Source organism: Hoeflea sp. IMCC20628 (assembly GCF_001011155.1).
GTDB lineage: Bacteria > Pseudomonadota > Alphaproteobacteria > Rhizobiales > Rhizobiaceae > Hoeflea.
Genome location: NZ_CP011479.1, coordinates 1,581,001 through 1,606,307 on the forward strand (window position 1 = coordinate 1,581,001; position 25,307 = coordinate 1,606,307).

At 59.6% G+C, this 25,307-nt stretch carries 26 protein-coding genes, 1 tRNA gene and 1 pseudogene; 17 read left to right on the forward strand and 11 right to left on the reverse strand.

What is annotated here, in order from left to right; all coding sequences use genetic code 11:
- The first annotated feature begins 11 nt into the window (after positions 1-11).
- From IMCC20628_RS07435 to IMCC20628_RS07460, 6 genes are all read left to right on the forward strand, one after another.
- Positions 12-1,304 carry an ArgE/DapE family deacylase gene (locus IMCC20628_RS07435; protein ID WP_082128050.1) on the forward strand — a complete coding sequence of 431 codons (1,293 nt, stop codon included), beginning with the start codon at positions 12-14 and terminating at the stop codon, positions 1,302-1,304.
- 12 nt (positions 1,305-1,316) lie between these two features.
- Positions 1,317-2,495: an acetyl-CoA C-acyltransferase gene (locus IMCC20628_RS07440; protein ID WP_047029701.1), complete on the forward strand. Its 1,179-nt coding sequence runs from the start codon at positions 1,317-1,319 to the stop codon at positions 2,493-2,495.
- 95 nt (positions 2,496-2,590) lie between these two features.
- Entirely contained in the window at positions 2,591-3,034 is a 444-nt protein-coding gene (locus IMCC20628_RS07445) for a DsrE family protein (RefSeq protein ID WP_245307894.1), read from the forward strand.
- 263 nt (positions 3,035-3,297) lie between these two features.
- Entirely contained in the window at positions 3,298-3,570 is a 273-nt protein-coding gene (locus IMCC20628_RS07450; protein WP_047029702.1) for a helix-turn-helix transcriptional regulator, read from the forward strand.
- Between the two features lie 87 nt (positions 3,571-3,657).
- Positions 3,658-4,923, forward strand: coding sequence for a SulP family inorganic anion transporter (locus tag IMCC20628_RS07455; protein WP_047029703.1), 1,266 nt, complete (start codon positions 3,658-3,660; stop codon positions 4,921-4,923).
- Positions 4,924-5,102: 179 nt separating this feature from the next.
- The gene (locus IMCC20628_RS07460; protein WP_197078409.1) at positions 5,103-6,884 is read left to right on the forward strand and encodes an SLC13 family permease; all 1,782 of its coding nucleotides are present in this window, start codon (positions 5,103-5,105) and stop codon (positions 6,882-6,884) included.
- A gap of 147 nt (positions 6,885-7,031) precedes the next feature.
- Here the strand turns inward: IMCC20628_RS07460 and IMCC20628_RS07465 are convergent, their stop codons facing one another.
- From IMCC20628_RS07465 to IMCC20628_RS07480, 4 genes are all read right to left on the reverse strand, one after another.
- The gene (locus IMCC20628_RS07465; RefSeq protein ID WP_047029705.1) at positions 7,032-7,370 is read right to left on the reverse strand and encodes a chaperone modulator CbpM; all 339 of its coding nucleotides are present in this window, start codon (positions 7,368-7,370) and stop codon (positions 7,032-7,034) included.
- Complete coding sequence (locus tag IMCC20628_RS07470; protein WP_047029706.1) at positions 7,367-8,293, reverse strand: DnaJ C-terminal domain-containing protein; 927 nt, start codon at positions 8,291-8,293, stop codon at positions 7,367-7,369. The genes IMCC20628_RS07465 and IMCC20628_RS07470 overlap by 4 nt, the downstream gene beginning before the upstream one ends.
- 347 nt (positions 8,294-8,640) lie before the next feature.
- Complete coding sequence (locus IMCC20628_RS07475) at positions 8,641-9,390, reverse strand: SDR family oxidoreductase (RefSeq protein ID WP_047029707.1); 750 nt, start codon at positions 9,388-9,390, stop codon at positions 8,641-8,643.
- A 96-nt stretch (positions 9,391-9,486) separates the two neighbouring features.
- Positions 9,487-10,176, reverse strand: coding sequence for a GntR family transcriptional regulator (locus tag IMCC20628_RS07480; RefSeq protein ID WP_047029708.1), 690 nt, complete (start codon positions 10,174-10,176; stop codon positions 9,487-9,489).
- Between the two features lie 306 nt (positions 10,177-10,482).
- Here IMCC20628_RS07480 and IMCC20628_RS07485 point away from each other — a divergent pair, with 306 nt between their 5' ends.
- The 3 genes from IMCC20628_RS07485 to IMCC20628_RS07495 all read left to right on the forward strand — a co-directional run bounded on the left by IMCC20628_RS07485 (position 10,483) and on the right by IMCC20628_RS07495 (position 13,397).
- Positions 10,483-11,487: a TRAP transporter substrate-binding protein gene (locus IMCC20628_RS07485; RefSeq protein WP_047029709.1), complete on the forward strand. Its 1,005-nt coding sequence runs from the start codon at positions 10,483-10,485 to the stop codon at positions 11,485-11,487.
- 108 nt (positions 11,488-11,595) lie between these two features.
- Positions 11,596-12,090, forward strand: a complete 495-nt coding sequence (locus IMCC20628_RS07490; protein WP_052766338.1) for a TRAP transporter small permease subunit — start codon at positions 11,596-11,598, stop codon at positions 12,088-12,090.
- Complete coding sequence (locus tag IMCC20628_RS07495; RefSeq protein ID WP_047029710.1) at positions 12,087-13,397, forward strand: TRAP transporter large permease; 1,311 nt, start codon at positions 12,087-12,089, stop codon at positions 13,395-13,397. The genes IMCC20628_RS07490 and IMCC20628_RS07495 overlap by 4 nt, the downstream gene beginning before the upstream one ends.
- A gap of 679 nt (positions 13,398-14,076) precedes the next feature.
- On the opposite strand, the gene IMCC20628_RS07505 is transcribed toward IMCC20628_RS07495, so the two are convergent.
- From IMCC20628_RS07505 to IMCC20628_RS07515, 3 genes are all read right to left on the reverse strand, one after another.
- A complete protein-coding gene (locus IMCC20628_RS07505; protein WP_197078410.1) occupies positions 14,077-14,598 on the reverse strand; it encodes a hypothetical protein in 522 nt (173 codons plus the stop codon).
- A gap of 206 nt (positions 14,599-14,804) precedes the next feature.
- Positions 14,805-14,879: transfer RNA gene (locus tag IMCC20628_RS07510), tRNA-Val, on the reverse strand.
- 139 nt (positions 14,880-15,018) lie between these two features.
- Positions 15,019-15,708 carry an HAD family hydrolase gene (locus tag IMCC20628_RS07515; protein WP_047029712.1) on the reverse strand — a complete coding sequence of 230 codons (690 nt, stop codon included), beginning with the start codon at positions 15,706-15,708 and terminating at the stop codon, positions 15,019-15,021.
- A 279-nt stretch (positions 15,709-15,987) separates the two neighbouring features.
- Here IMCC20628_RS07515 and rpiA point away from each other — a divergent pair, with 279 nt between their 5' ends.
- From rpiA to IMCC20628_RS24195, 4 genes are all read left to right on the forward strand, one after another.
- The gene (rpiA, locus tag IMCC20628_RS07520; RefSeq protein ID WP_047029713.1) at positions 15,988-16,686 is read left to right on the forward strand and encodes a ribose-5-phosphate isomerase RpiA; all 699 of its coding nucleotides are present in this window, start codon (positions 15,988-15,990) and stop codon (positions 16,684-16,686) included.
- 18 nt (positions 16,687-16,704) lie between these two features.
- The gene (locus IMCC20628_RS07525) at positions 16,705-17,244 is read left to right on the forward strand and encodes a DUF2059 domain-containing protein (protein ID WP_047029714.1); all 540 of its coding nucleotides are present in this window, start codon (positions 16,705-16,707) and stop codon (positions 17,242-17,244) included.
- A gap of 199 nt (positions 17,245-17,443) precedes the next feature.
- Positions 17,444-18,832 carry a glutathione-disulfide reductase gene (gene gor / locus IMCC20628_RS07530; protein ID WP_047029715.1) on the forward strand — a complete coding sequence of 463 codons (1,389 nt, stop codon included), beginning with the start codon at positions 17,444-17,446 and terminating at the stop codon, positions 18,830-18,832.
- A gap of 22 nt (positions 18,833-18,854) precedes the next feature.
- Positions 18,855-19,616 (forward strand): hypothetical protein, encoded by a 762-nt coding sequence (locus IMCC20628_RS24195; protein WP_052766339.1) that lies wholly within the window; start codon positions 18,855-18,857, stop codon positions 19,614-19,616.
- A gap of 47 nt (positions 19,617-19,663) precedes the next feature.
- On the opposite strand, the gene IMCC20628_RS07540 is transcribed toward IMCC20628_RS24195, so the two are convergent.
- Positions 19,664-20,632, reverse strand: coding sequence for an alpha/beta fold hydrolase (locus IMCC20628_RS07540; protein ID WP_047029716.1), 969 nt, complete (start codon positions 20,630-20,632; stop codon positions 19,664-19,666).
- A 180-nt stretch (positions 20,633-20,812) separates the two neighbouring features.
- Here IMCC20628_RS07540 and IMCC20628_RS07545 point away from each other — a divergent pair, with 180 nt between their 5' ends.
- Positions 20,813-21,421: a TetR/AcrR family transcriptional regulator gene (locus IMCC20628_RS07545; protein ID WP_047029717.1), complete on the forward strand. Its 609-nt coding sequence runs from the start codon at positions 20,813-20,815 to the stop codon at positions 21,419-21,421.
- 400 nt (positions 21,422-21,821) lie between these two features.
- Complete coding sequence (locus IMCC20628_RS24630; RefSeq protein WP_082128052.1) at positions 21,822-21,962, forward strand: DUF1127 domain-containing protein; 141 nt, start codon at positions 21,822-21,824, stop codon at positions 21,960-21,962.
- Positions 21,963-22,185: 223 nt separating this feature from the next.
- Here IMCC20628_RS24630 and IMCC20628_RS25035 read toward each other — a convergent pair.
- Positions 22,186-22,317: pseudogene (locus IMCC20628_RS25035) on the reverse strand (thiol reductase thioredoxin); the annotation flags it as partial.
- 19 nt (positions 22,318-22,336) lie between these two features.
- Between IMCC20628_RS25035 and IMCC20628_RS25040 the strand changes: the two are divergent.
- Both IMCC20628_RS25040 and IMCC20628_RS07550 read left to right on the forward strand, forming a co-directional pair.
- Complete coding sequence (locus IMCC20628_RS25040; RefSeq protein WP_156174433.1) at positions 22,337-22,504, forward strand: hypothetical protein; 168 nt, start codon at positions 22,337-22,339, stop codon at positions 22,502-22,504.
- A gap of 76 nt (positions 22,505-22,580) precedes the next feature.
- Positions 22,581-23,963, forward strand: a complete 1,383-nt coding sequence (locus IMCC20628_RS07550) for an EAL domain-containing protein (RefSeq protein ID WP_047029718.1) — start codon at positions 22,581-22,583, stop codon at positions 23,961-23,963.
- A 255-nt stretch (positions 23,964-24,218) separates the two neighbouring features.
- Here IMCC20628_RS07550 and trxC read toward each other — a convergent pair whose 3' ends face one another.
- Entirely contained in the window at positions 24,219-24,659 is a 441-nt protein-coding gene (gene trxC, locus IMCC20628_RS07555) for a thioredoxin TrxC (protein WP_047029719.1), read from the reverse strand.
- A gap of 7 nt (positions 24,660-24,666) precedes the next feature.
- Positions 24,667-25,293: a hypothetical protein gene (locus tag IMCC20628_RS07560; RefSeq protein ID WP_047029720.1), complete on the reverse strand. Its 627-nt coding sequence runs from the start codon at positions 25,291-25,293 to the stop codon at positions 24,667-24,669.
- Positions 25,294-25,307: the final 14 nt, after the last annotated feature.

Below are 25,307 nucleotides of genomic sequence, written 5' to 3' on the forward strand. Positions count from 1 at the left end.
AGCGGATGACAATGACGACCCCAGACGAGACAGCAATCCTCAAGGCAGTGGATGCGGTGTTCGACCGCGAGATCAAGTTTCTTGCCGAACTCACCTCGCATCCGTCGACACGCGGCAATGAGCAGTCGGCGCAGGATTTCATGGCCGGCGAGCTTGCTGCGCGCGGCTATGAGGTTGATCGCTGGACCATCGACGTCGCGGATATTGCGCGTCTGCCGGGGTTCTCGCCGGTGATCGGCAATTACGAGGATGCGGTCAATGTGGTCGGCACGCATCGGACCAAAGGCGGAAATGGCAAGAGCCTGATCCTCAACGGCCATATCGATGTGGTGCCTGAAGGTCCGCTGGATATGTGGGATACGCCGCCTTACGAACCGCGCATCGAGGATGGCTGGATGTATGGCCGCGGCGCCGGCGACATGAAGGCCGGGCTTGCCTCCAACCTGTTCGCGCTCGATGCGTTGCGCCACATGGGCTTTGCACCAGCGGGTGATGTGTTCATCCAGTCGGTGGTCGAGGAGGAATGCACCGGCAATGGCGCGCTGGCTTGCCTGCAGCGCGGTTACAAGGCCGATGCGGCGCTGATCCCGGAACCGTTTGAGGAAAAACTGGTGACCGCGCAATTGGGCGTGTTGTGGTTCCAGGTGCATCTCAAGGGCATCCCGGTGCATGTCGCCTATGCCGGCAGCGGCTCGAACGCCATCGAGGCTGCGATTCCGCTGATTGCGGCCCTGCACGAGATGGAGCACCGCTGGAATGAACCTGAGCGCCGCCATGGCGCCTATGCCGGGCACAACCACGCGCTCAATCTCAATATCGGCAAGATCAAGGGCGGCGACTGGACCAGCTCGGTGCCGGCCTGGTGCGTGTTTGATGTGCGCATGGGGCTGTTTCCCGGCCAGAACCTCGACGAGGCCAAGCGAGAGATCGAGGCGGTGCTGGCGGAAGCGGCGAAATCGCATCCGTTTCTGAGCAAGAATGCGCCTGAAATTGTCTATCACGGCTTTCATGCCGAGGGTTACGCGCTGTCAGAAGACAGCTCCGCCGACGCGGTTCAGGCGATCTCGGCGCTTGAGCACGCACATCACACTGTGACCGGTGCGAGCCTCGACAAGATTGCCATCACCGCCACCACCGATGCACGGTTCTTCGGGCTCTATGCCGACACGCCTGCTCTGGTCTATGGTCCTCGCGCCGAATCCATCCACGGATTCAACGAGCGCGTCGAGCTCGAGTCCGTGCGACGGGTGACGCAGGCCACCGCCCTGTTCATTGCCAACTGGTGCGGTCTGGAAAAACTCTGAGAGGAAAACCTCATGCGTGACGCTGTCATCGTTTCAACTGCCCGCACACCGATCGCCAAGGCCTATCGCGGCGCTTTCAATATAACGCAAGCACCGGTGCTGATGGCGCATGCTATTCGCGCAGCGGTATCGCGCGCCGGGCTTGAGGGTGGCGAGATCGAGGATTTCACCATGGGCTCGGCGCTCACCCAGGGTACCACTGGCGTCAATGCCGCACGTCATGCGGTGATTGCGGCGGGTCTGCCGGTCAGCGTTGCCGCTGCCACTGTCGACAGGCAGTGCGCCTCGGGACTTTCGGCAATCGCGGCTGCTGCCTATCAGGTGATGCATGACGGGGTGGAGGTCGCCATGGCCGGTGGTGTCGATTCCATCTCGCTGGTGCAGAACGAGCATTGGAACAAGTACCGCTACCGGATCAGCACCGTTGCCGACAGCTATTACATGAGCATGCTCGACACTGCCGAACTGGTCGCCAGCCGCTACGGCGTCAGCCGTGAGGCGCAGGACATCTATGCCTTTGAAAGCCAGCAACGCACCGCTGCTGCGCAAACTGCCGGGCGCTATGATGAAGAGATTGTCGCGATGGATACGGTCAAGGCGGTGACGGACAAGAAAAGCGGCGAAATCTGGGAACAGGCGGCGACGCTGACCCAGGACGAGTGCAATCGCCCCGGAACCACGCTGGAAGGCCTCCAAGGCCTGGCGCCCGTGATGGGCGAGGGCAAGGTCGTCACCGCCGGCAACGCCAGCCAATTGTCCGATGGTGCTTCGGCACTGATCGTCATGTCCGGCGAGGAAGCGGCACGGCGGGGGCTCTCGCCGCTCGGAATTTTTCGCGGCATGGCGGTTGCCGGATGCGCGCCGGAGGAAATGGGCATCGGTCCGGTGTTCGCCATTCCGCGCCTGCTGGGGCGCCACGCACTCAAGGTCGATGATATCGATCTGTGGGAGATCAACGAGGCCTTTGCCTCGCAACTGCTTTACTGCCGCGACAAACTCGGCATCGATCCTGAAAAGCTCAACGTCGATGGCGGTGCGATCTCCATCGGCCACCCCTACGGCATGAGCGGCGCCCGCATGACCGGCCACGCGCTGATCGAGGGCCGCCGTCGCGGCGCCAAACTCGCAGTTGTCTCCATGTGCGTCGGCGGCGGCATGGGGGCTGCGGGGCTGTTCGAGATCTGCGGCTGAAGCGGGACGGGCTCCCCGAATGTTTTTGATTGCGCATCATTTCACATCAATTAATTTGAATGTGTGGATTCAATAAAACAAACGGGAGGGATAAAATGTTTCACTTGGGAAAACTGATGGCGGTGCTGTTTGCTGTTGCCATGCTGGCGATGCCGGCAATGGCAACTGCTGCCGAACACAAGCTGGTGCTGCAGATCAGCGACAGTGATCCGCAGAAAATGAACACGGTCTTGAATGTGGCTGCAAACGTCTCGCGGCTCTATTCGGAGCGCGGCGACATGGTCGATATCAAGGTCGTCGCCTTCAATGCCGGGCTGCATATGCTGCGTCCCGATACCTCGCCGGTTTCCGAGCGGATCAAGAATTTCGCCGCCAGCATGCCCAATGTCGAGTTCCAGGCCTGCAACAACACCCGCGAGGCGATGGCGAAGAAATCCGGCAAGGATGTGCCGATCTTCGAATTTGCCGAAGTCGTACCCGCCGGCGTGGTTTCGATCATCGAACTCGATGAACAGGGTTACACCATCGTTCGCCCCTGACATCGGCTTGATTTACACGCCAGAAGCCATCTGAATCAGCGGATCATGAATCCCGGTGTTCGGTGCGCCATTTGCATGAGAGGTGGTCGGGTTTTCCTGTCCACCTTTCATGCGTTTTCGACACTGACGACGCTTGGCCCCTCGTCTTCGCCCCTGGAAACCGACCCCTTCACCTAACGCTAATTGCACCACTATTCATGTTTGACACATCAGTATGCTAGTATTATACATTCATATTAAGTGTTGACGCGAGAGGGCAGGCCATGATCACCGCTTCACAATTGCGTGCCGCCCGTGCGCTTCTTGGAATCGACCAGAAAACCCTTGCCGCGTTGGCAGGCGTCTCATTACCAACGGTGCAGCGGATGGAAGCCAGCGACGGCAATGTCCGCGGCATCATCGACACACTGACAAAGGTGGCTGACGCCCTCGACAAGGCGGGCATTGAACTCATCGGGGAGGGCGCGCGCAGCGACACCGGCGGGCGCGGGGTCAGGCTCAAAAACCTAACCTCTGGAACGGGCAAGCCGAACTGAACAGACTTAGTCGCGACGGCGACCGCCGACAGCCCTGCCGACGATCCCGCCGCCCAAAACCGGCAATTTTAGCAATGGGTTCTCGACATGCGTCAGCCAAAAATTCTCACCACACTTCAAACCTACAGCTTAAAGCTCTTTGTCAGCGACCTGCTGGCCGGCATTACCGTTGCCATGGTTGCGCTGCCGCTGAGCCTGGCTATCGCCATTGCGTCGGGGGCTGGCCCGGACAAGGGGATTATCACGGCCATCGTCGGCGGGTTTCTGATTTCGATGTTTGGCGGCAGCCGGGTTCAGATCGGTGGCCCGACAGGGGCCTTCATTGTCGTCGTCTTCTCCGTGATCGCCCAGTATGGATATGACGGCCTTGTTCTGGCAACCTTCATGGCGGGCATCATCCTGCTTGTCGGCGGCTACTTCCGGGCCGGAAACCTGATCGCCTTTGTTCCCGAAGCCGTGGTCAACGGTTTCACCATCGGCATCGGCATCATTATCGCCACCAGCCAGTTGACGGACTTTCTCGGTCTGGCCGTTGATAAAGAGCCTGCCGACTTCCTCGAAAAGATCCCGGTGCTGTGGGAGTCGCTGGATACTTTCAGCCCGGCGACTTTTTCCGTTGCGATTGTTACACTCATCCTGATTGTGGTTCTGCGGCGCGTCGCGCCCCGCTTTCCCGGTCTTATCGTGGCCGTCGGGGTCGGGTCTGCTCTCGTGGCGCTGCTGTCGCTCCCCGTCGATACGCTTGGCTCGCGGTTTGGCGAGCTTCCAAGCCAGATGCCGTGGCCGCAACTGCCCGAGCTTTCCCTCTCGCGCATGATCGAGCTGCTTCCATCGGCCTTCATCATCGCCTTTCTGGCCGGGGTTGAATCGCTCCTGTCAGCCATGGTCGCCGACAAGATGATCGAAGGTCAGCACCGGCCGAATGCCGAACTGACAGCGCAAGGCATTGCCAATATCGGCTCGGCGCTGTTCACCGGTCTTCCGGCGACAGGCGCCATTGCGCGCACCGCGACCAACATCAAGGCAGGCGGCAAGACGCCTGTATCAGGGCTTGTCCATGCCGCTGTTATCTTGCTGGTGATGATGTTTGCGGCGCCGCTGGCAAGCTATCTGGCGATGCCGGCGCTGGCAGCACTTCTCATTGTCACGGCATGGAACATGACCGAACCTCACAAATGGCGCGAATACGCGCGCGGCAGGAAAAGCGACGTCTTGCTTTTACTGCTGACGCTGGTCCTGACCGTTCTTGTCGATCTGACCGTAGCCATTGGCGCCGGCGTCTCCATCGGCCTCGCCCTGCGCCTGAGCCGCAGAAAATCGGTGGAAAACGACTGGTCAACGCCCGACAGGTGAGAACTTCAGCAAGGCTGCACACCAATACGGCGTTTCGGGCGGGGAGCATGAGGCGGGCGCCGGGCCGCGCATAATAAACTGTCTCGCCACGCAACTCCGGGGCTGCCAGCGCGTTTGTGTCAAAACGTGCACTCTCGGCCCCGGGCGGTTTCATGATTGAAAATTTTTTTGCGGAGTTCATGAGAGACACGCCTTCGGGGCTCTCTGCGGTGATTCTCGGGCTGGTCTTCCTCGGGTTCCTGTTCGAGAAACTGCCGCCGGCCGCGGTGGCCACCGCCGGCGCTGCGGCGTTCCTGCTGCTCGGATATGTCTCGACCGAGGAGGCGCTGGCGGTGTTTTCCAACCCGGCGCCGATCACCATTGCGGCGATGTTCATCCTGTCCTCTGCACTGGTCAGCACCGGCGTGCTCGATGCGGCGTCGTCCTATTTTGTCGGATTGTCGGAAAGGCGCGGGCCAATTGCGATTGTGCTGCTGCTGCTCGGCGCGGCACTGGCGTCGGGCCTGATGAACAACACGCCGCTGGTGATCGTGCTGATCCCGATCATCTCGAAAATGGCCGGCGCTCTCAATATCGCGTCCAGCAAGGTTCTGATTCCGCTGTCCTACATGGCGATCCTCGGCGGCACGCTGACGCTGATCGGAACCTCGACCAATCTGCTGATTGATGGTGTGGCGCAACGCGAGGGCATGGAGCCGATGCGGATGCTCGAGTTGCTGCCATTTGGTCTGGTGGCGCTGGTGGTGGGCGGACTGACATTGCTGCTGCTCGGGCCGCGACTGCTGCCCTCGCACATCGTGTCCGGGGAAGCGACCGATGACAGCGCCACCGAGTTCATGTCAGAGGTGAAAATCATCATGCCTGCCGGAACCGAGGGCGAGACGACTTCCACCGGCCGGCCGCTGTCGGATTTCAGCGCGCTGTCGAAAACCCGTGTGCTCGCCATCCTGCGCGGCACCGAACGGCTGAAGCCCGATCCCGAGCTTGAACTGCATAGCAATGATCTCGTTATTTTCAGCGCCAATCAGTCCGAACTGCTGACGCTGCACGACCACCCGAACTATGTGCTGGGTTATTTCAAGGCCCTGCTTGCGGCAGCGGATCAGCAGAAGACCGAGAAGGTCGAGGCGGTCTATGCCGGCGACGCGGGCAGCAGTGGCCGCCAGTTGCGCGATCTGGGCTGGTTCAAGGCGGGTGTTCGGGTGCTCGGCATTTCGCGGCGGAAGCACAATCCGGGACCCGAGCTGTCCGAAGTCCGATTGCGCGCTGGCGATCGCATTTTGCTGGAAGGCAGCCCGGGCGATCTTGCCGTTATTCTTCAATCCGAGAGCTTTGTCGCAGCGTCAGTGCCGAAATTGCGGCCCTACAAGCGGCACCGGGCGGGACTGGCAATCCTGACAATGACCGCTGTGATTCTGCTCTCGATTTTCAATGTGGCGCCGATCGTCACCCTGTCGCTTCTGGGCGTGGGCGTCATCCTGCTCGCCGGTTGCGACGACGCCGACGACGCCTGGAAGTCCATCGACGGCTCCATCCTGGTTCTGATTTTCGCCATGCTCGCCATCGGTCGTGGCCTGGACAATACCGGCGTGGTGCAAGGCCTTGTCGATGCGGTGACGCCTTATCTGAAAACCGTTTCGCCGCTGGTGGTGTTGTTTGCCATCTACGCGCTGACATCGGTGCTGACCGAGCTGATCTCCAACAATGCGGTCGCCGTGATCCTGACGCCGATGGCGATCGGGCTCGCCACTTCGCTCGGCATCGACCCGAAGCCGCTGATCTACGCCATCATGCTCGGCGCCTCGGCCAGCTTCGCCACACCCATCGGCTATCAGACCAACACGCTGGTTTATGCTGCCGGCAACTACCGCTTTGCCGATTTTCTGAAAGTCGGGCTGGTGATGAATGTGGTGGTCGGCATCGCCAGCTGTCTGGCGATATGGGCTTTTACGGGGATATGATCCAGACGGCTCAAATGCAGGGGCGGTTCAGGTCCATCCGCCCCGCTGATGCGTGCCGCGTTCAAATGGCTTCATTCGAACGATAACCTGGAAGCGCACCGCCAGCGGGTTGCCACCGCAGGGCAGGTGCCCGTGGCCCGTCCGGGTTCAGTTCCCGTCGGTTGATTTGCGCTGTGACAGCGCTTCCAGAACCGCTGCCTTGACCTCTTCGTCCTGCGCCAGCACGGCCTGGCTCAGCGTGTAGAGCCGCTCGCGGGTGGCGTGCAACTGGTCAAGCAGGTCGAGCACCACCGGCAGGGTCTCTTCCTCGACATCCATGTCAAAGCGCAGACTGCAGATCAGCCGGACGCGGGCAAACTGCCTGTCGCTGAGTGCTGCGTGGCCTGCCTCCTGTTGCATTTCGATCAGCGAGTCCTGAATCCAGCGGTCCAGATCTTCGCGATTGAGATCCGGCACCAGCGAAATGATCTCTTCAAGGTTTCTCATGACAGTATCTCCTTGCGAGGATTTTGCGCATGGCCGGGTGTCCAGCTTTCTAGGAATGCCGCCAGTTCCGGCTCGTCGGCCTGCGGCAGCATCACTTTCAGCGTGACATAGAGATGGCCTTTCTGGCCGGTCTTCCTGTTGCGGATGCCGCGATCCTTGAGCCGCAATTTGGTGCCGGTGTTGGAGCCTTTGGGCACCGTCAGGCTGACAGGTCCCGAAAGTGTCGGCACCTCGATCTTGGCGCCCAGCACTGCTTCCTTCAGCGTCACCGGAACGTCGAGATGAATGTTGTCATCCTTGCGGACAAAATGGGCGTCGGGCTGAATGTGAAGTTCGATATAGGCGTCTCCGGCGGGCCCGCCGCCGTAACCCGGCCCACCCTGACCCTTCAACCGCAGGGTCTGGCGGTCCTCGGCGCCTTCCGGAATCGTCACCTTCAGCGTCTTGCCGTCGGGCAATTGCAGCGTGTTGACCGCGCCGGTGGCTGCGTCCATGAACGAGACCCGCAGCGTGTAGCTGACATCCTGGCCGCGCGCCTTCATGTTGGCCCGTCCGCCGCCGCCCATGCCGCCGGCACGCCCGCCAAAGGCCTGTGCGAAAAACTCGTCGAGTCCCTCATTGCCGGCAAACCCGTCCTGCCGGGCATGGCTGCCCGATGCCCCGGCGCCGGCGTAGTCGCGATAATATTGCTGCTGCTTTTCGGCGCCTGACGCATCGATCTCTCCGGCATCAAACTTGCGCCGCTTGTCCTTGTCTTTCAACAGGTCATAGGCCCCGGAGATCTCCTTGAACTTGGTTTCCGCTGTTTTATCGTCGGGATGCAGGTCAGGATGATATTTCTTGGCAAGCTTCTTGAAAGCCTCCCTGATCTCGTGATCGGTCGCCTTCGGCTTCACCCCGAGGGTTTCATAGGGATTTTTCATTCCATAAGGCTCCGGTCGTTCACTTGATTTCAAGACTCACATGTGGGGGCGGCAGCTCTGCACTCAAGGGCCGCTGACAGACTCATGGTCTTATATGGGGTGTCTGGCGCTGGCATGCACGTTTCATCTCGATGAGGCCGTCGTTGAGCGCTGGTATAATACAGTGCCTGCCGATCCGTCTTTGAGCTTGATCAATTCTCGCGCTTGCAAAAGGCCGAACGCCGCTCATTCGCCACGGGTGTCGGAAACGACACCGCCGCGCATTCAAATGAATACGCGGCGGTGTGAAATCTTGAGATGATGACTGTTTGTCAGCGTTCAAACGGAGCCATTCCGATGCCTATGCATCAGGAGAACAGCATGCCGCCGTTGATGTCGATGCAGTCGCCGGTCATGAAGGCGGACTGGTCGGATGCAAGGAAGGCTACCAGGTTGGCGACGTCTTCCGATGTGCCTTCGCGTTTGACCGGCGTTGCCTTGGCGACATTGGCGCGCACTTCGGGCTTGGTGAAGATGTTGTGAAAATCGGTGTCGATCATGCCGGGGCACAGCGCGTTGACGCGAATTTTCGGGCCAAGCTCCTTGGCGAGACCGCGGGTCATGGTCATCACCGCGCCCTTCGATGTCGCATAGGCCACGGCGCCGGGGCCACCGCCGTCACGGCCGGCCTGCGATGCAAACGGGATGATGGTGCTGCCGTCCGGCATGAACGGCGTCGTCGCCTTGACCAGCAGAAACAGCGACGTGAGATTGAGGTTCATCACCGTGTAGAAATGCGCAAGATCCATCTCTTCGATGGTCTTGCGGGCAACCAGGCCACCGGTGACGTGAACCAGAACATTGATTTCCGGACCAAAATTGTGGCGGGTGGCGCTGATCAGCTTGTCGACATCAGCCGGGTTGGTCATATCACCCTGCAAGGCAAAGGCCGCGCCGCCCGCGGCTTCGATTTCCTTCACCGCCGAAAGGGCGCCGTCGGCACTTGAGTGATAGTTGATCGCGACCCGTGCGCCTTCCCGGGCCAGACGAAGAGCGCATGCACGCCCAATATCCCGGCCGCCACCGGTCACGATTGCGGTTGTACCACTCAGTGTCATGATAATTCCTTGCTCTCTGGGCCCGGTCTGGCCGGAATGTTGTTGTCAATACTAGTATGGTAGTATCCCAAAGCTGTCAAGGAGTGGCGCCGGCAATCAGTCCTCGAAAAACGCGCCGTGATTTTCGCGGGCAGTGTCTATTGTGGCGTCGAGTCGGGCCAGATGCATCCGGGTCAGCTTGACGGCGGTGGCCTCGTCGCGCTTGGACAGGGCGACGAAAATGGCGCGGTGGTCCTGGCACAGCTCGGCGATGCCGTCACCGTCGGCAAGCGCCAGCGAGCACAGCCGGTCCACATGTTCCTTGTTTTCGGCGATGGTCTTGAAGGCCGGTTCGCACTTGGCGGCGATGCAGATCAAATGATGGAATTCATAATCGAGATCGTGAAACGCATCGGTATCGCCGTCGGCGAGCGCCACTTTCTGCTGATTCAGATTGTTCTCGATGTCGGTCAGCGCTTCCTCTGAGGCATCGGCGCAGGCGCGGCGGACGACCTCAACCTCAACCGCAGTACGGATGAACCGGGAGTTGAGTATGTCCTGCATGGAGATCTTGCGAACCACAGTCGCCTTCTGCGGAACGATCTGCAGCAGGTTCATGTCACCAAGCCGCATGAACGCCTCGCGCACCGGCTGGCGGGATATGCTGTGTTGTTTTGCAACCTCGGCTTCCGACAGCTTGGTTCCGGGCAGCAAGCGCAATCCAACAATATCGGACCGGAGTTGCTGGAAGACCCGGTCTGATGCGGTACCCCGTACGGTGTCGGCAAATCTCTCGTGAACGGTCATGTCATATCTCGTTGTTCATGGCGCTGGCACTGCCGTTTCAAGGCTGTGCTATCGCAATCGGGTGCGGATGCAGGTTCCGGATTGGTACATGTATGTCATCTTTAGCCTCATATAAAGCAAGGCTCAACTTCGCGCCGGTCGGGCACTGCAGTCCCGTCGGCAAATAGAGTGCATATTACCATACTAGTCAACAATATGCTTGACGAATTGGCAATCCGGTGTGTATTTCAGGATGGGAGCTTGAGAGGGGCGGCCGCGTTATGCGGACGTGAGTTCAAGATTCAACAACACTTCTGGAGGAAAATCATGACCCTGTTTACCAATGCAAAACGACTGGTTCAGAGCGCCACATTCGCAATCGGACTGGCAACTGCCGCGACAACCGGCGTTCACGCCGACGAGATCACGCTGCGTGGCGCCAGCATGTTTGACAATGACCACGCCTTCACCAAGACGATGGTCAAATTCGCCGAACTCGTTGATGAAAATTATGACGGCGATGTCGTCTTCGATCTGCGGTTGAACGGTGAACTCGGCGTCGAGTCCGACTATGTCACCTTCCTGCAGCAGGGCGTGGCGATCGACTACACCATCATGGCGCCGTCCAACATGGCGAGCTTTGCGCCATCCATTCCGCTGATGGACATGCCTTTCCTGTTCCGCGATCTCGATCACTGGAACGCAACGCTGTCGAGTGATGTTCTGGCGCCGCTGGAAGCCGAATTGCTGGAAAAAGCCGACATCAAGATCATCGGTTACACCGGTGGCGGCACGCGCAACCTTTTGTCGTCCGCACCGATTGGCAACCTGGCCGAGCTGAAAGGCCACAAGATGCGGGTTATGGGCGCACCTATCCAGGCTCAGATCTTTGCAGCCCTCACTGCTGCGCCGTCGGCTATTGCCTATAACGAAGTCTACAATGCCATTCAGTCGGGCGTCATTGCCGGGTTTGAAAATGAAGCAGCCAGCATCCAGAACCTGAAGTTCTACGAGGTTGCGCCGCATCTGACCCTGACCCGTCACACCATCACCGTTCGCCCCATCGTCATGAGCGGCAAGACCTTCCGCAAACTGCCGGAAGACCTGCAGGCTGTGGTGCTCAAGGCCGGAGCCGAAGCCGGCGCCTTTGGTCGTGAGCTTGAATCGCGCGAAGATGCCATCAAGCTTCAGGAAATGGTCGATGCCGGTCAGGTCATTGTTCAGGAATTTGAAAACCGCGACCAATTGCTGGGCATGGTTGTTCCTGTTCAGGACGAATATGCGGCAAGCCTCGGCGCCACCGAATTGCTTGCGGCCATCCGCGCCAAGTAAACTACACTGCACTGAGGCGCCGGGGGAAAGCCTCCGGCGCTGGCATGCCATGTCGGCTTGAACGCAATCGCATTGTCGTCGTGATGATGCGGGCAGGGGGATGGACACGTGCTTGAGAATGGTCTCGATAAATTTTGCCTGAGCCTGCGCTTTCTGCTCGGCTTTTTGATGGCGGCGCTCGCCATCCCGGTCGGCATGCAGGTCATTGCCCGCTACACCGGCATCATTCCGGTCTATTTGTGGACCGAGGAACTCTCCACCTTCATCTTTGTCTGGATCGTCATGATCGGTTCGGTGATCGCAGTCTGGGACGGAACCCATTTCGACGTGCAGATCACGCCCGATTCCAGCAATCCGCTGATCGTCCTGCTGCAAAATGTTGTCGTTCTGGCGCTGATCGCGGTGTTTGGCACGCTTTTCGCCTTCTACGGCATTGAATATGCCAAATTCGGCTACATTCAGAATTCGGTGATGATGCGCGCCAACCTGCTGGTCACCTATATTTCGGTGCCGATCTCGGGCGCGCTCTGGGCGATCTTTGCCTGTTTCCGCATCTACCAGGCCATCCTTGAGTACCAAACCCCAGATGAGGCTTCGGCATGATCGTCTCCACCGGACTTGCCTGCGCCATCCTTGTTGGCGGATTTCTGTTGCTCGTGCTGATTCGCGTGCCGGTGGCTTTCGCGCTAGGCATCGCCATCATTCCGATCGTATCGCTGGATCTGCGGCTGACGCCGTTCATCATCATGGACCGGATGTTCCAGTCCTACAATTCCTTCATCCTGCTTGCCGTGCCGTTCTTTCTTCTCGCCGCCAATCTGATGAACTCGGGAAAGATAACCGACAAGCTGATTGATCTGGCCCGTGTGCTCACAGGCTGGATGCCGGGCGGGCTGGGCCACGTCAATGTCGCGGTCTCGATGCTGTTTGCCGGAATTTCGGGATCGTCGACGGCGGATGCCGCCGGCTGCGGCAAGATCCTGATCCCGGCCATGGTCAAGGAGGGCTATGACACCCGCTTCGCCATTGCCATTACCGCCTGCTCTTCGGTGATGGGGGTGATCATCCCGCCCAGCATCCTGATGGTGGTCTGGGGCGGCGTCATGCAGGTGTCCGTCGGCGCGCTGTTCCTGGCTGGCGCCATTCCCGGCATCATGATCGGCCTGGCCTTGATGGGCACCGTCTATGGCTATGCCAAGGTCTATGATTATCCTACCGCCGGCCGGCCGACATTGTCGTCCTTCTGGGTGGCGCTGAAGGGCTCGATCCTCGCCCTGTTGACGCCGGTTCTGGTCATTGGCGGCATTGTCACCGGCGTTGTCACCCCGACAGAGAGCGCTATCATCGCCGCCGGCTACGCGCTGATCCTCGGCGTGTTCGTCTACAAGACCGTGTCGGTCCGCGATCTCGGTCACATCTTCTATGACACCGGTCGCTTTGCCTCGATCTCGCTGTTTGCCATTGGCACGGCGTCGGCATTCGGCTGGATGCTGTCATTCTACAATGTGCCGCGTTTGATCGTCGACTTCATGACCAGCATGCAGTTCGGCAGTTTTGGCACCGCTCTGGTGATCGCCGGTTTGTTCCTGTTCTTCGGCCTGTTCATCGACGCCATTCCAACCATCATCATTTTGGGCTCGGTGCTGTTGCCGGTGGCGACAGCCGCCGACATTCACCCGGTGGTCTTCGCCATCATTGGCATCGTCTCGCTGGCCTTCGGACTGGTCACGCCACCCTACGGGCTCTGTTTGCTGATATCGGCGGCCATCGGCGGCATGAATGTGGTCCAGGTGATGCGCGATGTGGTGATCATCCTGATCCCGATGCTGCTGATCCTGATCCTGATCATCATCTTCCCGGAAATCGCCCTCTGGCTGCCTTCAACCCTGATGCCGAACTCCTTCCGGTAAGCGGGCTTGCTTCCAAACCAGAGCATTTGCAAGCAAGCCCAGTTGTAACAGTTTTTCTTGTTGGCTATATCGCAATATGTCGCCCCGAAAAACTGGTTATCCCCAGAATCCCGGTCCGGCCCGAAAGGCCCGGGCCGTTTTTTGTTTGCATGTCAGGGGGATAATCTGCCAGATTCCTGTTGTTGCCTTGAAAAGCTACGAGGCCCGGTAAGGTTGCTGCCTGACCGGACCTCAATGGCAAGGCCGACGCCCATCCCTGTCGGGTAGCGCCGGAATTGCGGAAAGTCGGACCTTCAAGCCCTCCCTTTGCAAGGTAAGCTTACTGGTCTCGGCGCACTCCTTCAACTAAAAAGACAGGGAGAAGGGCTGGTTATCCAAAATGGAAATCAGGATCACTTTTGTGCCGAAAAGGCGATCGCCGAGAGTTTCGGCGGAAATGGCCGGGCGGATACGAGCGCTATACGGCTTGGGCTACACCCAGCACGACATAGCCGCACTACTTGGTGTCAATCAGGGCCGCGTGTCCGAGGTGGTGCGATTCAAAATACACCCCACGGTCCCGCCCAGCCAAGGCGATTTGTTCCTGTAATATGTTGCCCGGCCCGCTTCGGTGGGCCGGGTCATTCTGCTGCGTCTAGTCTGGACCGAACTTAGCGCGCACGGCAGATTTTGATTTGTTCTACTGCTGACCTGGCACTGCAGTCGCTTGCGCCAGTGGATGAGCGATTCCGGATTTGGTTTCAAAATAGGACAGGAACGCTGCAAGAAGATGCGCCATCAGCAGCGTCATGCCGACATGTCCGACAAAGGATGATTGCGTATAGGTGCCGAAATCCATCATGAAGCTGCGCCCGATAAAGGGTGCGAGCATACCCTGGGCAACAAACCAGAGAATCAAGCCCGAGATGGTTCCTGTCAGCCAGACCCGTGCGGGCATGACCAGCCGCGTTGCGTAAACGAACAACCCGAAGCCCAGTGACCCAATCAGAAAGTGGATGGGGAATGCCAGGGTTTTGGACATCTGCACGCCAGTCAATTTGGCAGTCAGCGCAATAACCAGGTTAGATGGCTGCAACACCACATCAAACAAAATCGGCGATACCAGCCATGCGTATAGTTCGAAGGCAATTTCTCCGATCAGGCCGGCAAGGGCGATCGACAGGAGAATCTGTTTTCTGGAAAGGGTTTTCGAGGATGACATTGCGTTCTTTCTTCGGGAGGAGGTTATTAAAACGCAGTCGCTACCAATCAGCCGGTGAGCACGCAATTAACGTTGGATCACAGCTGATCACATCGCGCGGAGCGGACAGCCGGAAAAGCACGGTTTGCGAGAGCCACGAAGATCGCGCAGGCGCCAGATCCGTAGGGCCGCCGACCGTGGGGCTCTATCTCAGTCACTGAAATTAATGGTGGGCGCGACAGGGATTGAACCTGTGACCCCTGCCGTGTGAAGGCAGTGCTCTCCCGCTGAGCTACGCGCCCGTTGTTGGTTCGCAGCGCGAACCGAACGGATCCAGCGGCGGTATAAGCGGTGCGCCGGGCAGGCGTCAAGCGGCAGATTGGCGCTTGTGCACCATCAGCGCGGTTTGCGCGTGTCCGTACCCGCACAAACCATGCCGCCTCACGCCGCCTGGTCTGTCTTTGCGATCAATCTCTCCACCATCCCGGCGTCGAGTTCGTCAAAATGCGCGATCACGATGTCCGGGTTGAACTTCGTCACCGGCTTGTCGGAATAGCCGAAGGGAACGGCGATGGTTGGAACCTTGGCATTCTGCGCTGCCAGGATGTCGTTGACGCTGTCGCCGACCATTACGGCGTTGCCCGGGCTGCCGCCTGCCATCTCGATGGTACCCAGGATATGATCGCCATGCGGCTTGCGCACGGCAAACGTGTCGCCGCCGGTGATCGCGACAAAGCGCGATGTAAGCTCCAGTGCGTCGAGCAGCTTGCGGGCCAGCGCTTCGGTCTTGTTGGTGCAGACTGCAAGCCGCATGCCAGCGGCATCCAGCCGGTCGAGCGCAGCAAGCAGGCCCGGATAGGGCAGCGACTTGCCCGGCATGTCGGCTGCATAGTTGATCAGGAACGCGTCGAAGGCAGCTTCAAGCTGCTCGGGCGAGGAGGGGTGTTTGTGCAGCGCCCAGGCCCGCTCGATCATCACCTTGGCGCCCTGACCGACCAGCCAGGTCATGTCGTCGAAGGTGACAGGTTCAAGGCCGTTGAGCTCCATCACATGGTTGAGACTTGTCATCAGATCGGGCGCGGTGTGGATCAGCGTACCGTCGAGGTCAAAGATTACCAGGGGAGAGGTCATGTGGGCTCCGGAAATGCGATTGCAGGCAGCGGGTGGCTTTCGGGTTCAGTAGCGCCTGATCTGCAAGCTGGCAATGTCTGATCCCCGGCTTCCGGGGCGCGGCATGGTGCTCATTGCAGGGGGATGGCTATGAACGGCAAGCCCGGTTTGGCGATGATCGGCAACCGGCCTCGAGCATTGCGGCTGACAACTCTCGGTCTCAACAGCCAACTCGGGCTTTGCCTTGTCTGGCTTCCATGCTAACAGGCGATCCAGTATCAACAACGATGGCAGACAGGCATGGACGCCCGCCAACTCAAGATCGCCGCAGCGCAGGCAGCTCTCGAACATGTCGAGGACGGTATGCGGCTGGGCATAGGCACCGGTTCGACAGCGGATGAATTCGTCCGTCTGCTGGCCGAAAAGGTCGCCGATGGTTTCAAGGTTCAGGGTGTTCCGACATCTGAACGCACAGCAAGGCTGTGCGTCGAACTCGGCGTACCGCTGTTTTCGCTCGACGACCTGCCGGAACTCGACCTGACCATTGATGGCGCTGACGAGGTCGATCATTCGCTCGGCCTGATCAAGGGCGGTGGCGGCGCGCTGCTGCGCGAGAAGATTGTTGCTGCGGCCTCGTCGCGGATGATCGTCATTGCCGACGAGTCCAAGCTGGTCGAGACGCTGGGCCAGTTTCCGCTGCCAATCGAGATCGCGCCGTTCGGCATGACGGCGACGCTTCTGGTGATCGAACGGCTTGCGGCACGGCTTGGCCTGACCGGCGCCATCGTTCAGCGGCCTGAACGGGACGGGCCTTATCTCACCGACGGGGGACATTTCATCCTCGACGCATCTTTTGGCCGCATTCCGGACGCAGAAGCGCTGGCAAACGGGCTCGCCGCAATTCCCGGCGTGGTCGAACACGGATTGTTTCTTAATATGGCAAGTGCCGCCATCATCGCCTCGCAGAGCGGTGCGCGGACCTTGCTGGCAACGGGTTAAACAGGAGTGACACCGAACATGACTATCTTTACCGGTCTCAAGCGTTTCGGCGCGGGCATGATCGTCGCCTCGAGCCTCGCCGTTGCGAGCAACGCGGCTCTGGCGCAGGAACTGAGCGACGAGCATCTCGCCGCCGCCCGCGCTGCCATCACTGCGCTCAAGTCCACCGACCAGTTTGATGCTGTTATTCCGGGAACCGCCGAGCAGTTGAAGGTCAACCTGATCCGGGCCAATGGCGATCTCCAGGAAATCATCAGCGCGACGATCGACGAGGAAGCCCTCAAGATCGTGCCGCGCCGTTCCGACCTGGAAAAGGAAGCCGCGGCGATCTACGCCAAGTCTTTCACCAAGGAAGAACTGACGGCGATCGCCGATTTCTACAATTCGCCTGCAGGCAAGAAGTTGATTGACAACGGACCGCTGGTGACGCGCGAACTGATCAAGTCCGCCGAAATCTGGTCCGCCGGGATCGCCCGCGATCTTGCTGAAAACACCAATTTGGCATTGCAGAAAAAAATCGGCGAGCGTCCGAAGGTGCAAGACGAAGCAAAACCGTAACCGGCCCCATCTGGCGCCCGCTGCGTGACAATCGCCATCACTTTGCCGTGTGGCGCGATCTTTTGAGAGCCCGGGACCGGTGTTTGACCGGTTCCGGGCTTTTATTTTGCGCCCGTATGGCTAAAACACTGGCGATCAGCGGGCAACTCCATGCGCAGTTGCATCGTGCCGCCCAAACAGTCTTAAAAGGAAATCCGCCATGACCGAATTTGATTACGACCTGTTTGTCATTGGCGGCGGCTCCGGCGGGGTTCGCGCGGCGCGGCTTGCAGCAGGTCTGGGCAAGCGTGTGGCGATTGCCGAGGAATTCCGTTTCGGCGGCACCTGCGTCATTCGCGGCTGTGTGCCGAAGAAACTGTTTGTCTATGCCTCGCAGTTTTCCGAGCATTTCGAAGATGCGCGCGGCTTTGGCTGGAGCGTCGGCGAGACTTCGTTCGACTGGCCAACCCTGATTGCCAACAAGGACCGGGAGATTGACCGGCTCGAAGCGCTCTACCAGCGCGGGCTGGAAAACGCCGGCGCCGAGATCATCGCCTCGCGCGCAGAGCTCACCGGTCCCCATACTGTGCTGATCAAGGCCACCGGTGTGACGGTGACGGCGAAACATATCCTCGTGGCTGTCGGTGGCCGCCCCAATCCGCATGCGTCGCTGCCCGGTCATGAGCTGTGCATCAGCTCCAACGAAGCCTTCCATCTCGATGCCCTGCCCAAGGCGATCATCATCGCCGGCGGCGGCTATATCGCTGTTGAATTCGCCAATATTTTCCACGGGCTGGGCGTCGACACCACGCTGATCTATCGCGGCAAGGAAATCATGTCCCGGTTCGACATGGACATGCGCCGCGGGCTGCATGCGGCGATGGAGGAAAAGGGCATTCGCATCCTCTGCCACGAGGTGTTCGAGAAGATCGAGCGTGGCCCGGATGGCCGTCTGCTGGCGCATACGTCAGCCGGCAAGGCGCTTGTGGCCGACCAGGTGATGCTGGCGCTCGGCCGCGATCCCAACACCGAAGGCCTCGGCCTCGACAAGGCGGGCGTCGAAACCGGCCACAAGGGCGAGATCCTGATCGACGACTATTCGCGCACCAATGTCGAAAGCATCTATGCTGTCGGCGACGTCACCGACCGGGTGCAGCTCACACCGGTGGCGATTCACGAAGCCATGTGCCTGATCGACACGCTCTACCATGACCGTCCGACTTCGCCGGATCATGATCTGATCGCCACGGCGGTGTTCTCGCAGCCCGAGATCGGCACCATCGGCCTGTCGGAAGACGAGGCCTCCAAAAAATACGACGAGCTGGAAATCTACCGCGCCGAATTCCGGCCGATGAAGGCGACGCTGTCGGGCCGGTCGGAAAAGACCATCATGAAGATCGTCGTCAATGCAGCTGACCGCAAGGTGATCGGCGTCCATATCCTCGGCCACGAGGCTGGCGAGATGGCGCAGATCCTCGGCATCGCGCTGAAAGCCGGCTGCACCAAGGATGATTTCGACCGGACCATGGCCGTGCACCCCACCGCCTCGGAAGAGCTGGTGACCATGTACACGCCAAGCTACCGGGTAAAGGGCGGCGAGCGGGTCTGAGCCGTTCTCCGGGGAGACGCGATTGGACCGCCAGGCCTTCTTCCATCATCTGACCGTCACTGATCCGCGTCTGTTTGCAGACGGCATGAGCGCGGCGCAGCGGGCAGGGCTGGAGACAAAACTCGATGTCTGGGCCAAATGGTATGCCGCTGAGTATCCGCTGACCTTCCTGTCAGCCGCACTCGGCCAGATCTTTCGCGAGACCGGCGGGCGGATGGAGCCGGTGCTGGAAGCCTTTGCGCCGGACCGGAAAACCTCCGCCGAGCGGCTGCAAAAGGCCTATGACGCGGGCCGGCTGAAATGGGTAAAGACACCCTATTGGCTGCCCGACGAGACCGGGCGGCATCCGGTCGGCGGCGGCGACATCCAGCTCACCCACCGTCGCAACTATGTGAATGCCGAGGAAAAGCTCAAGGCCCGGTTCGACGTCAGCATCGGCCTGGCCCAGAATTACGACCTGATCCTCGATCCGGTCATCTCCGCCCATGTGGCCTTTGCCGGCATGATCGATGGCTGGTTCCGGCCCTGTAAACTCGAAGATTTCTGCACAGCCGAAGGGCTTGATTACGCAGCCGCCCGCGACATCGTCAATGGCGACGCCGGCCTGATTGGTGAAGAGATCGCCCGCAATTGCCAGATTTTTGAGGCAGCACTGAAGGCCGCCGGAGCAGATCGCGATTTCGGGCCGCCCGAGAGTGCTGCGCTTTGGCCATCGCCGCCATCTGTGTCTTGGTTGTCTCGGTTAATAGTGTTTTTTCAATCGCTTGCAGGCAAGGGCGGGTAAGTTGATTCAGCGCCTTGAAGCGCTGAATCATGTGTCTGGCCCGCGCTTCACTTGGTGTCGACACGGCCGTGGGAGCCGGCATGCTGCCTGAGCGCCTTGCAGGCTTCTGGCCAGGCCGGGTCTCGGGTGTAGAGCGCGGAGCGCAGGTAGGCCCAAGTCATGCGCTGGGTCAGGGCCAGACGATCGGGGTCCTCGTCGTCGGTCTCTCTGGCATCAACCCCCGAAACCCCGCCCATGCCATGCTTGCCGCCCAACAGCGTCAGCAGCGCATTGCTGCCCGGAGCGAATTTGTAGGGGTCGGTATGCCAGTCTGCGCCACGCGTGGTCAAATTCGGGTTCACATCGGCGTCGCCGGCAACCACCAGTGTCGGGGTGGTCATGTGGCTGAAGTCTGGATTGAGTGCAGTGTAATTCTCGCGGGCAAAATTGCTGAGACTGTCGCCACCCTTGCCGGGGGCTGCCAGCAGCACGCCGGCCCTGATGCGTGGCTCGATCAGGTTGACGTCTCTGGCCGTGGCATCCTTCGCATCGGTCAGCCGGGCACCGAGCAACATGCCCACGGTCTGTCCGCCCATGGAATGTCCGACAGCGGCAATGCGGTGATGGTCGAGCCGTCCGGCAATGGCCGGAACCAGGGTTTCGATCTCGTCAAGCCGGTCGATAATCAGCTTCATGTCCTCGACGCGCGAGCGCCAGAACAACGGGCCTCCTGGAGCATCGGATGCAAGGCCCGCGACTTTGGAATTGAGATGGGTCGGCTGGATGACGACAAAGCCGTGGGCGGCGTAGAAATTGGCCAGCGGGCCATAGCCGTCGCTGGATGAAATATAGAGCGAGGGACCATGGCCGTGCGACAGCAGGATGATTGGCAAGTCATCTCCAGCCACCGGCGTAGTGATCCGCATCTGGAGTGGCAGGCCGCGGTCCGGGGCGGGGAGGGTGACCGGGCTGATCGAGAGGGTCTGGCAGGCTTCGTTGACCGGTATGCGAGCGGCATCGGTGATTAGGTTGTTCATGGAGATCTGGTCCTGTTTGTGGTGGCTAAACCGAAGCCGGTTGCTTATAAGATGGAAACGGAACGGTGGTCCGTCTATAAACGGATCACTGTTCCGTTTACTATTTCGATATACGGAACATTGCTCCGGATATCAAGGGGTAGGAATAGTCGCGGGGTCTGGTCGATCAAGGAGACGTGGGTGACTGACGTATCGAAAGCCGGGCAGGGCGGGGACATATCTCCCAAACGGCGCATCCGTGCCGACGCCCAGCGCAACGAGGACGCGGTGCTCGAAGCAGCAAAGCAGGTCTTCGCCACCTCAGGCGTCGATGCCCCGGTAAGGGACATCGCAGCCAGGGCCGGCGTTGGCGTCGGCACGCTCTATCGCCGCTTTCCCAATCGCTCCGATCTTGTCGCAGCCGTGTTTCGCCGCGAGGTCGATGCCTGTGCTGCCGAGGCCGCAACGCTCGCTGCTGCGCACCCGCCCGGCGAGGCGCTGTGGCGCTGGCTCAAGCGCTACACCGCCTTCATCGCCACCAAGAAGGGGCTCGCCGCGGCGTTGCACTCAGGCGATCAGGCTTTCGACACGCTGCCGACCTATTTTCAGGCCCGGTTTGAACCAGCACTTGGGCGACTACTCGATGCCGCAGCCATGGCCGGAGAGATCCGCGACGGCGTAGCCCCCTATGATCTGCTGCGTGCGGTCGCCAATTTGTCGGTCAGCAACAACGAGGACGGGCATGCCGACCGGATGCTGGATCTGATGATTGACGGGTTGTGCTATGGCGCGAAGGCCGCGAAGAAATAGCATCGGCAAATAGGCTGTCCGGGACTCACTCCGAGGAGCGGATCGGAGTGGAGCCAAACTGATAGCGGCGGATCTTGACCGGGCGGTTCAACAACGCAAAACAATCGACGCAGCCTATGAGGATTGTCTTCTCGCTGCCGAACCGGGTGGTTTTGGCAGGCCGGCCGCAGCATCTCGCTGCTTGACAGGTAATGACTGATTTGGCGGCAGTTTGCCTTCTGTTATGACGAAACTGCACAGCTTTGCGCCACGATAAGCTGAATTTCCGAAGAGCTATGCAATTTTCGTATGGCTTGTATGGTTATATTGCACTGCACAAATCGATTAGATGCCCTATATTCAAAACATCGGAAGGCCACGGTGGTCAACCGGACAACAGCAGGACAAAGGGTGAGAAACCATGAAATTGATCCGCTCCTACGCCAGCTGGCGGAAGTACCGCGAAACATGCGTCGAGCTTAACAGGCTTTCAGAACGCGAGTTGAGCGACATCGGCATGTCACGGCGCGATATTCCATTCGCCGCCCGGCGCGCCTTGTAGAAATTCAAGAATTCGGAGCGGCACCTCCTCCTCCCAAATAGCCGCTTCGATGTGACTGGTGTTCATCCTCCTCCCGAGCATCAGTTTCCCAAAATGACGCCCACCGGATCCTCCTCCCCCGGTGGGCGTTATTTTTTGGGCAAGGCTCGGCGCCCCGCTAGTTGCAAAGCTGATTGGAGGAAGAGTGGTCCCGACACCCTGATGCCGGTTTTCGATCCAGAACCTACCCCTGCAAATTCTGCTGCACCCAGCTGACAATGCCGCGGGCGTCCATGGCGCCGGCATGGCGGGCGACTTCCTGGCCCTTGTGAAACAGGATGATCAGCGGAATGCCGCGGATCTGGAAGCGGTTGCCGACGCTCTGGTTGTTTTAGGTGTTTGGCTCGGGCCAGATGCTCGATGCCGTGGCCAATCCGTCGGGTAGCAACAACGAGGACGGGCATACCGACCGGATGCTGGGTCTGATGGTCGACGGACTGCGCTATGTTGCGAAAGCCCCGCCAAACCATCTCGAAGTCAGGGACGCAGGACCCTGCTCCTGATCAAGAGGGCACTTGTTCTTAATAAGTCGATCCTATGATGCGCAAAAGCTCATATGACGCCAAGCTAGGAAGATCGATGGCAAGTCCAAAGCCGCAGCTCTCGCCGGCACTTGCCAGCCACTATTCAACGCGAATGGTCGTTGCCTTCCGTTACGGGGCCTTGGCACTTGCCGGTATCGGTTTGATCCAGGCCGTGATCTTTGCCGCGATAGGTTCGTGGGTGGTGGTGGCCATGGAGCTTGCGGTTTTCATCGCCGGGCTGGCGATCTATCTGTTGATCCGGCGCGGTCATCTCGCTTTCGGAATTCTGGCCGGCCAGGCTGCATTGATGGTGATCGGAATCACCATGGGGCTGATACTCGATGTTCCGACGGCAGAAGCACCGCGGATAAGTCATATGTATCTGCTTGTGGTGGCAGCTCTTGGCTATATCAATTATCAGCGCGCAAAATCGCGGGCGCAGCTGGTATTGATAGGCCTGTGTCTTCTGGCTTTCATTGTACTCGGCAGCACGGCGTTGACTTCACCCTTTGTGGTGCTGCCTGACATTGCGCGAACCATCGGCACCTGGGCCAATGCATTCATGGCCACCACCATGCTCGCAGCTTGCGTACATGTGATGCAGGCAGAACTCAGCCGCAAGGACAAGTTAAGCCGCGATCTCATCGCCGCCTTGTGGAATGACGAATTCCGGCTGGCCTATCAGCCGCAAGTCGATCTGTCGCAAACCACGACCGGCGCAGAAGCACTTCTGCGCTGGAACAGCCCGAAACGGGGTTTGGTTTCGCCCGCCGAATTCCTTCCGCAGGCGGAAAAGCTTGACCTGATGATCGCAATTGGCGGCTGGGTGCTGGAAACCGGTTGCCGCACATTGGCCGAATGGGGCAAAAATCCACGTTTGAAACACTTGACCCTGTCGGTCAATGTCAGCGCCAGCCAGCTCATGCACCATGATTTCGGGGCATTTGTGCACGACACACTGGTCAAAACCGGTGCGAACCCGAGGCTGCTGACCCTTGAACTGACCGAAAGCGTATTGGTGACTGACATCGAGTTGGTGATTGCCAAGCTCGATAGGTTGCGTGCACTGGGCATCACCATTTCGCTCGATGATTTCGGGACGGGCTATTCATCGCTGTCATACCTGCGTCGTTTGCCGATCCAGGAAATCAAGATCGATCGCAGTTTCGTGCAGGATGCGGTCAACAGTTCAGCAAGCGCTTCGCTGGTCAAGAATGTTGTCCTCATGAGCCACGATCTGGGTCACACTGTCCTGGCCGAAGGGGTGGAAACGCTGGAGCAGCACGATTTGCTGGCCCGGTTCGGCTGCATGCAGTTTCAGGGCTACCTCTATGGCAAACCAATGACATTGGCTGATTTTGAGCAACGCATCGAGGCTGAACCAAGGCGCACTGCCGCCATTTTGGGCGAGGCCTCTGTGCGCCAGTTTCGGCGATAACAACAAGTCACTGATTTTGATTGGTGTTTTTGAACGTTCCGCCGCTACGGCGCCGTGCTTCCAACCGGATGCGCCAAGGCCGGCGTAATTCTTTGAACCATGCAGAGGTGAGCCTGACGGAGGCTCGACTTTGTCAGCGCTGGTGAATGCCGTTGTCTGCAACGGACAGCAATTGCCTGCGCAACTTGTCCCGTCGTTGGTCGCAAAACCACTCAAATGCATTACCGGACGGTTTCGGGCAGTTAGGCCCAGAACCTACCCCTTCACATTCTGCCGCACCCAGCTGACAATGCCGCGGGCGTCCATGGCGCCGGCATGGCGGGCGACTTCCTGGCCCTTGTCAAACAGGATGATCAGCGGAATGCCGCGGATCTGGAAGCGGTTGCCAACGCTTTGATGTTTTTCGGTGTCGAGCTTGGCAAAGCGAACATTTGGCGACATCTGCTGGCCCGCATCGGCAAATCCCGGCGCCATCATCCGGCACGGCCCGCACCAGGGTGCCCAGAAATCGACCAGCAGCGGCACCTCGTCGCCCTTGAGGTGCTTGTTCAGCTTGGCCTCGTCGAGCTCGAAGGGAGCGTCAGGAAACAGCGGTGCCTTGCACACCCCGCAAGTAGGCTTGGCGCCCAGCTTGGCAGCCGGGATGCGGTTTTTTGCCTGACATTTGGGGCATACGATATGGATCGTGTCGGTCATGCGGGTCTCATTCGGATTTGGCCATATCGACGTCGACAACGTCCTCGATCGGCGCGCTATAGCCGGTTCCGACCAGCGAGGGCAGGGTGTGCAGGTGAACGCCGTCGCCATTGTGACCTTTGAGGATCGCCAGCGCGCGTTCCTCGTGTTGCTCGTCGCGGGTGCGAACCCACAGCAACAGGCCACCGGCCAGCATGTGCTTTTCGATCTCGTCAGCCTTGGCCGCACCGATCAGCCCGGCCATCACCGTGCCGAGCGATCCGCCGACACCGCCGGCAATCAGCGCAGCCGTTGCAGCTGCGGCCAGCGCGCCACCGGAGGCGACCACGGCTGCCGCACCAATCATCGCCGGTACATAGACCAGAACCCCGATCACCGCGCCCATGGCGTCGCCGATGGATTCGGTCGACACAAAGGCGGTGGTCGGCACTTCGACCCGGTCTTCAAGATTTCTGGCCGGGACATAGGCTTCATGCAGCTTGTCCTCGATGGCTGTTTCAGAGGCCAGAATGCTCAGATCCATACGGTTGAATCCCTGGGTCAACAGATCGTCAATCGCTGCCTGCAGGTCTTGTGCTGTATGGAAGATGCCTACGGCTTCGGTGGTGTTGGAATAGGCTGATTGTCCGGTCATGTCTGAAGCTCCGC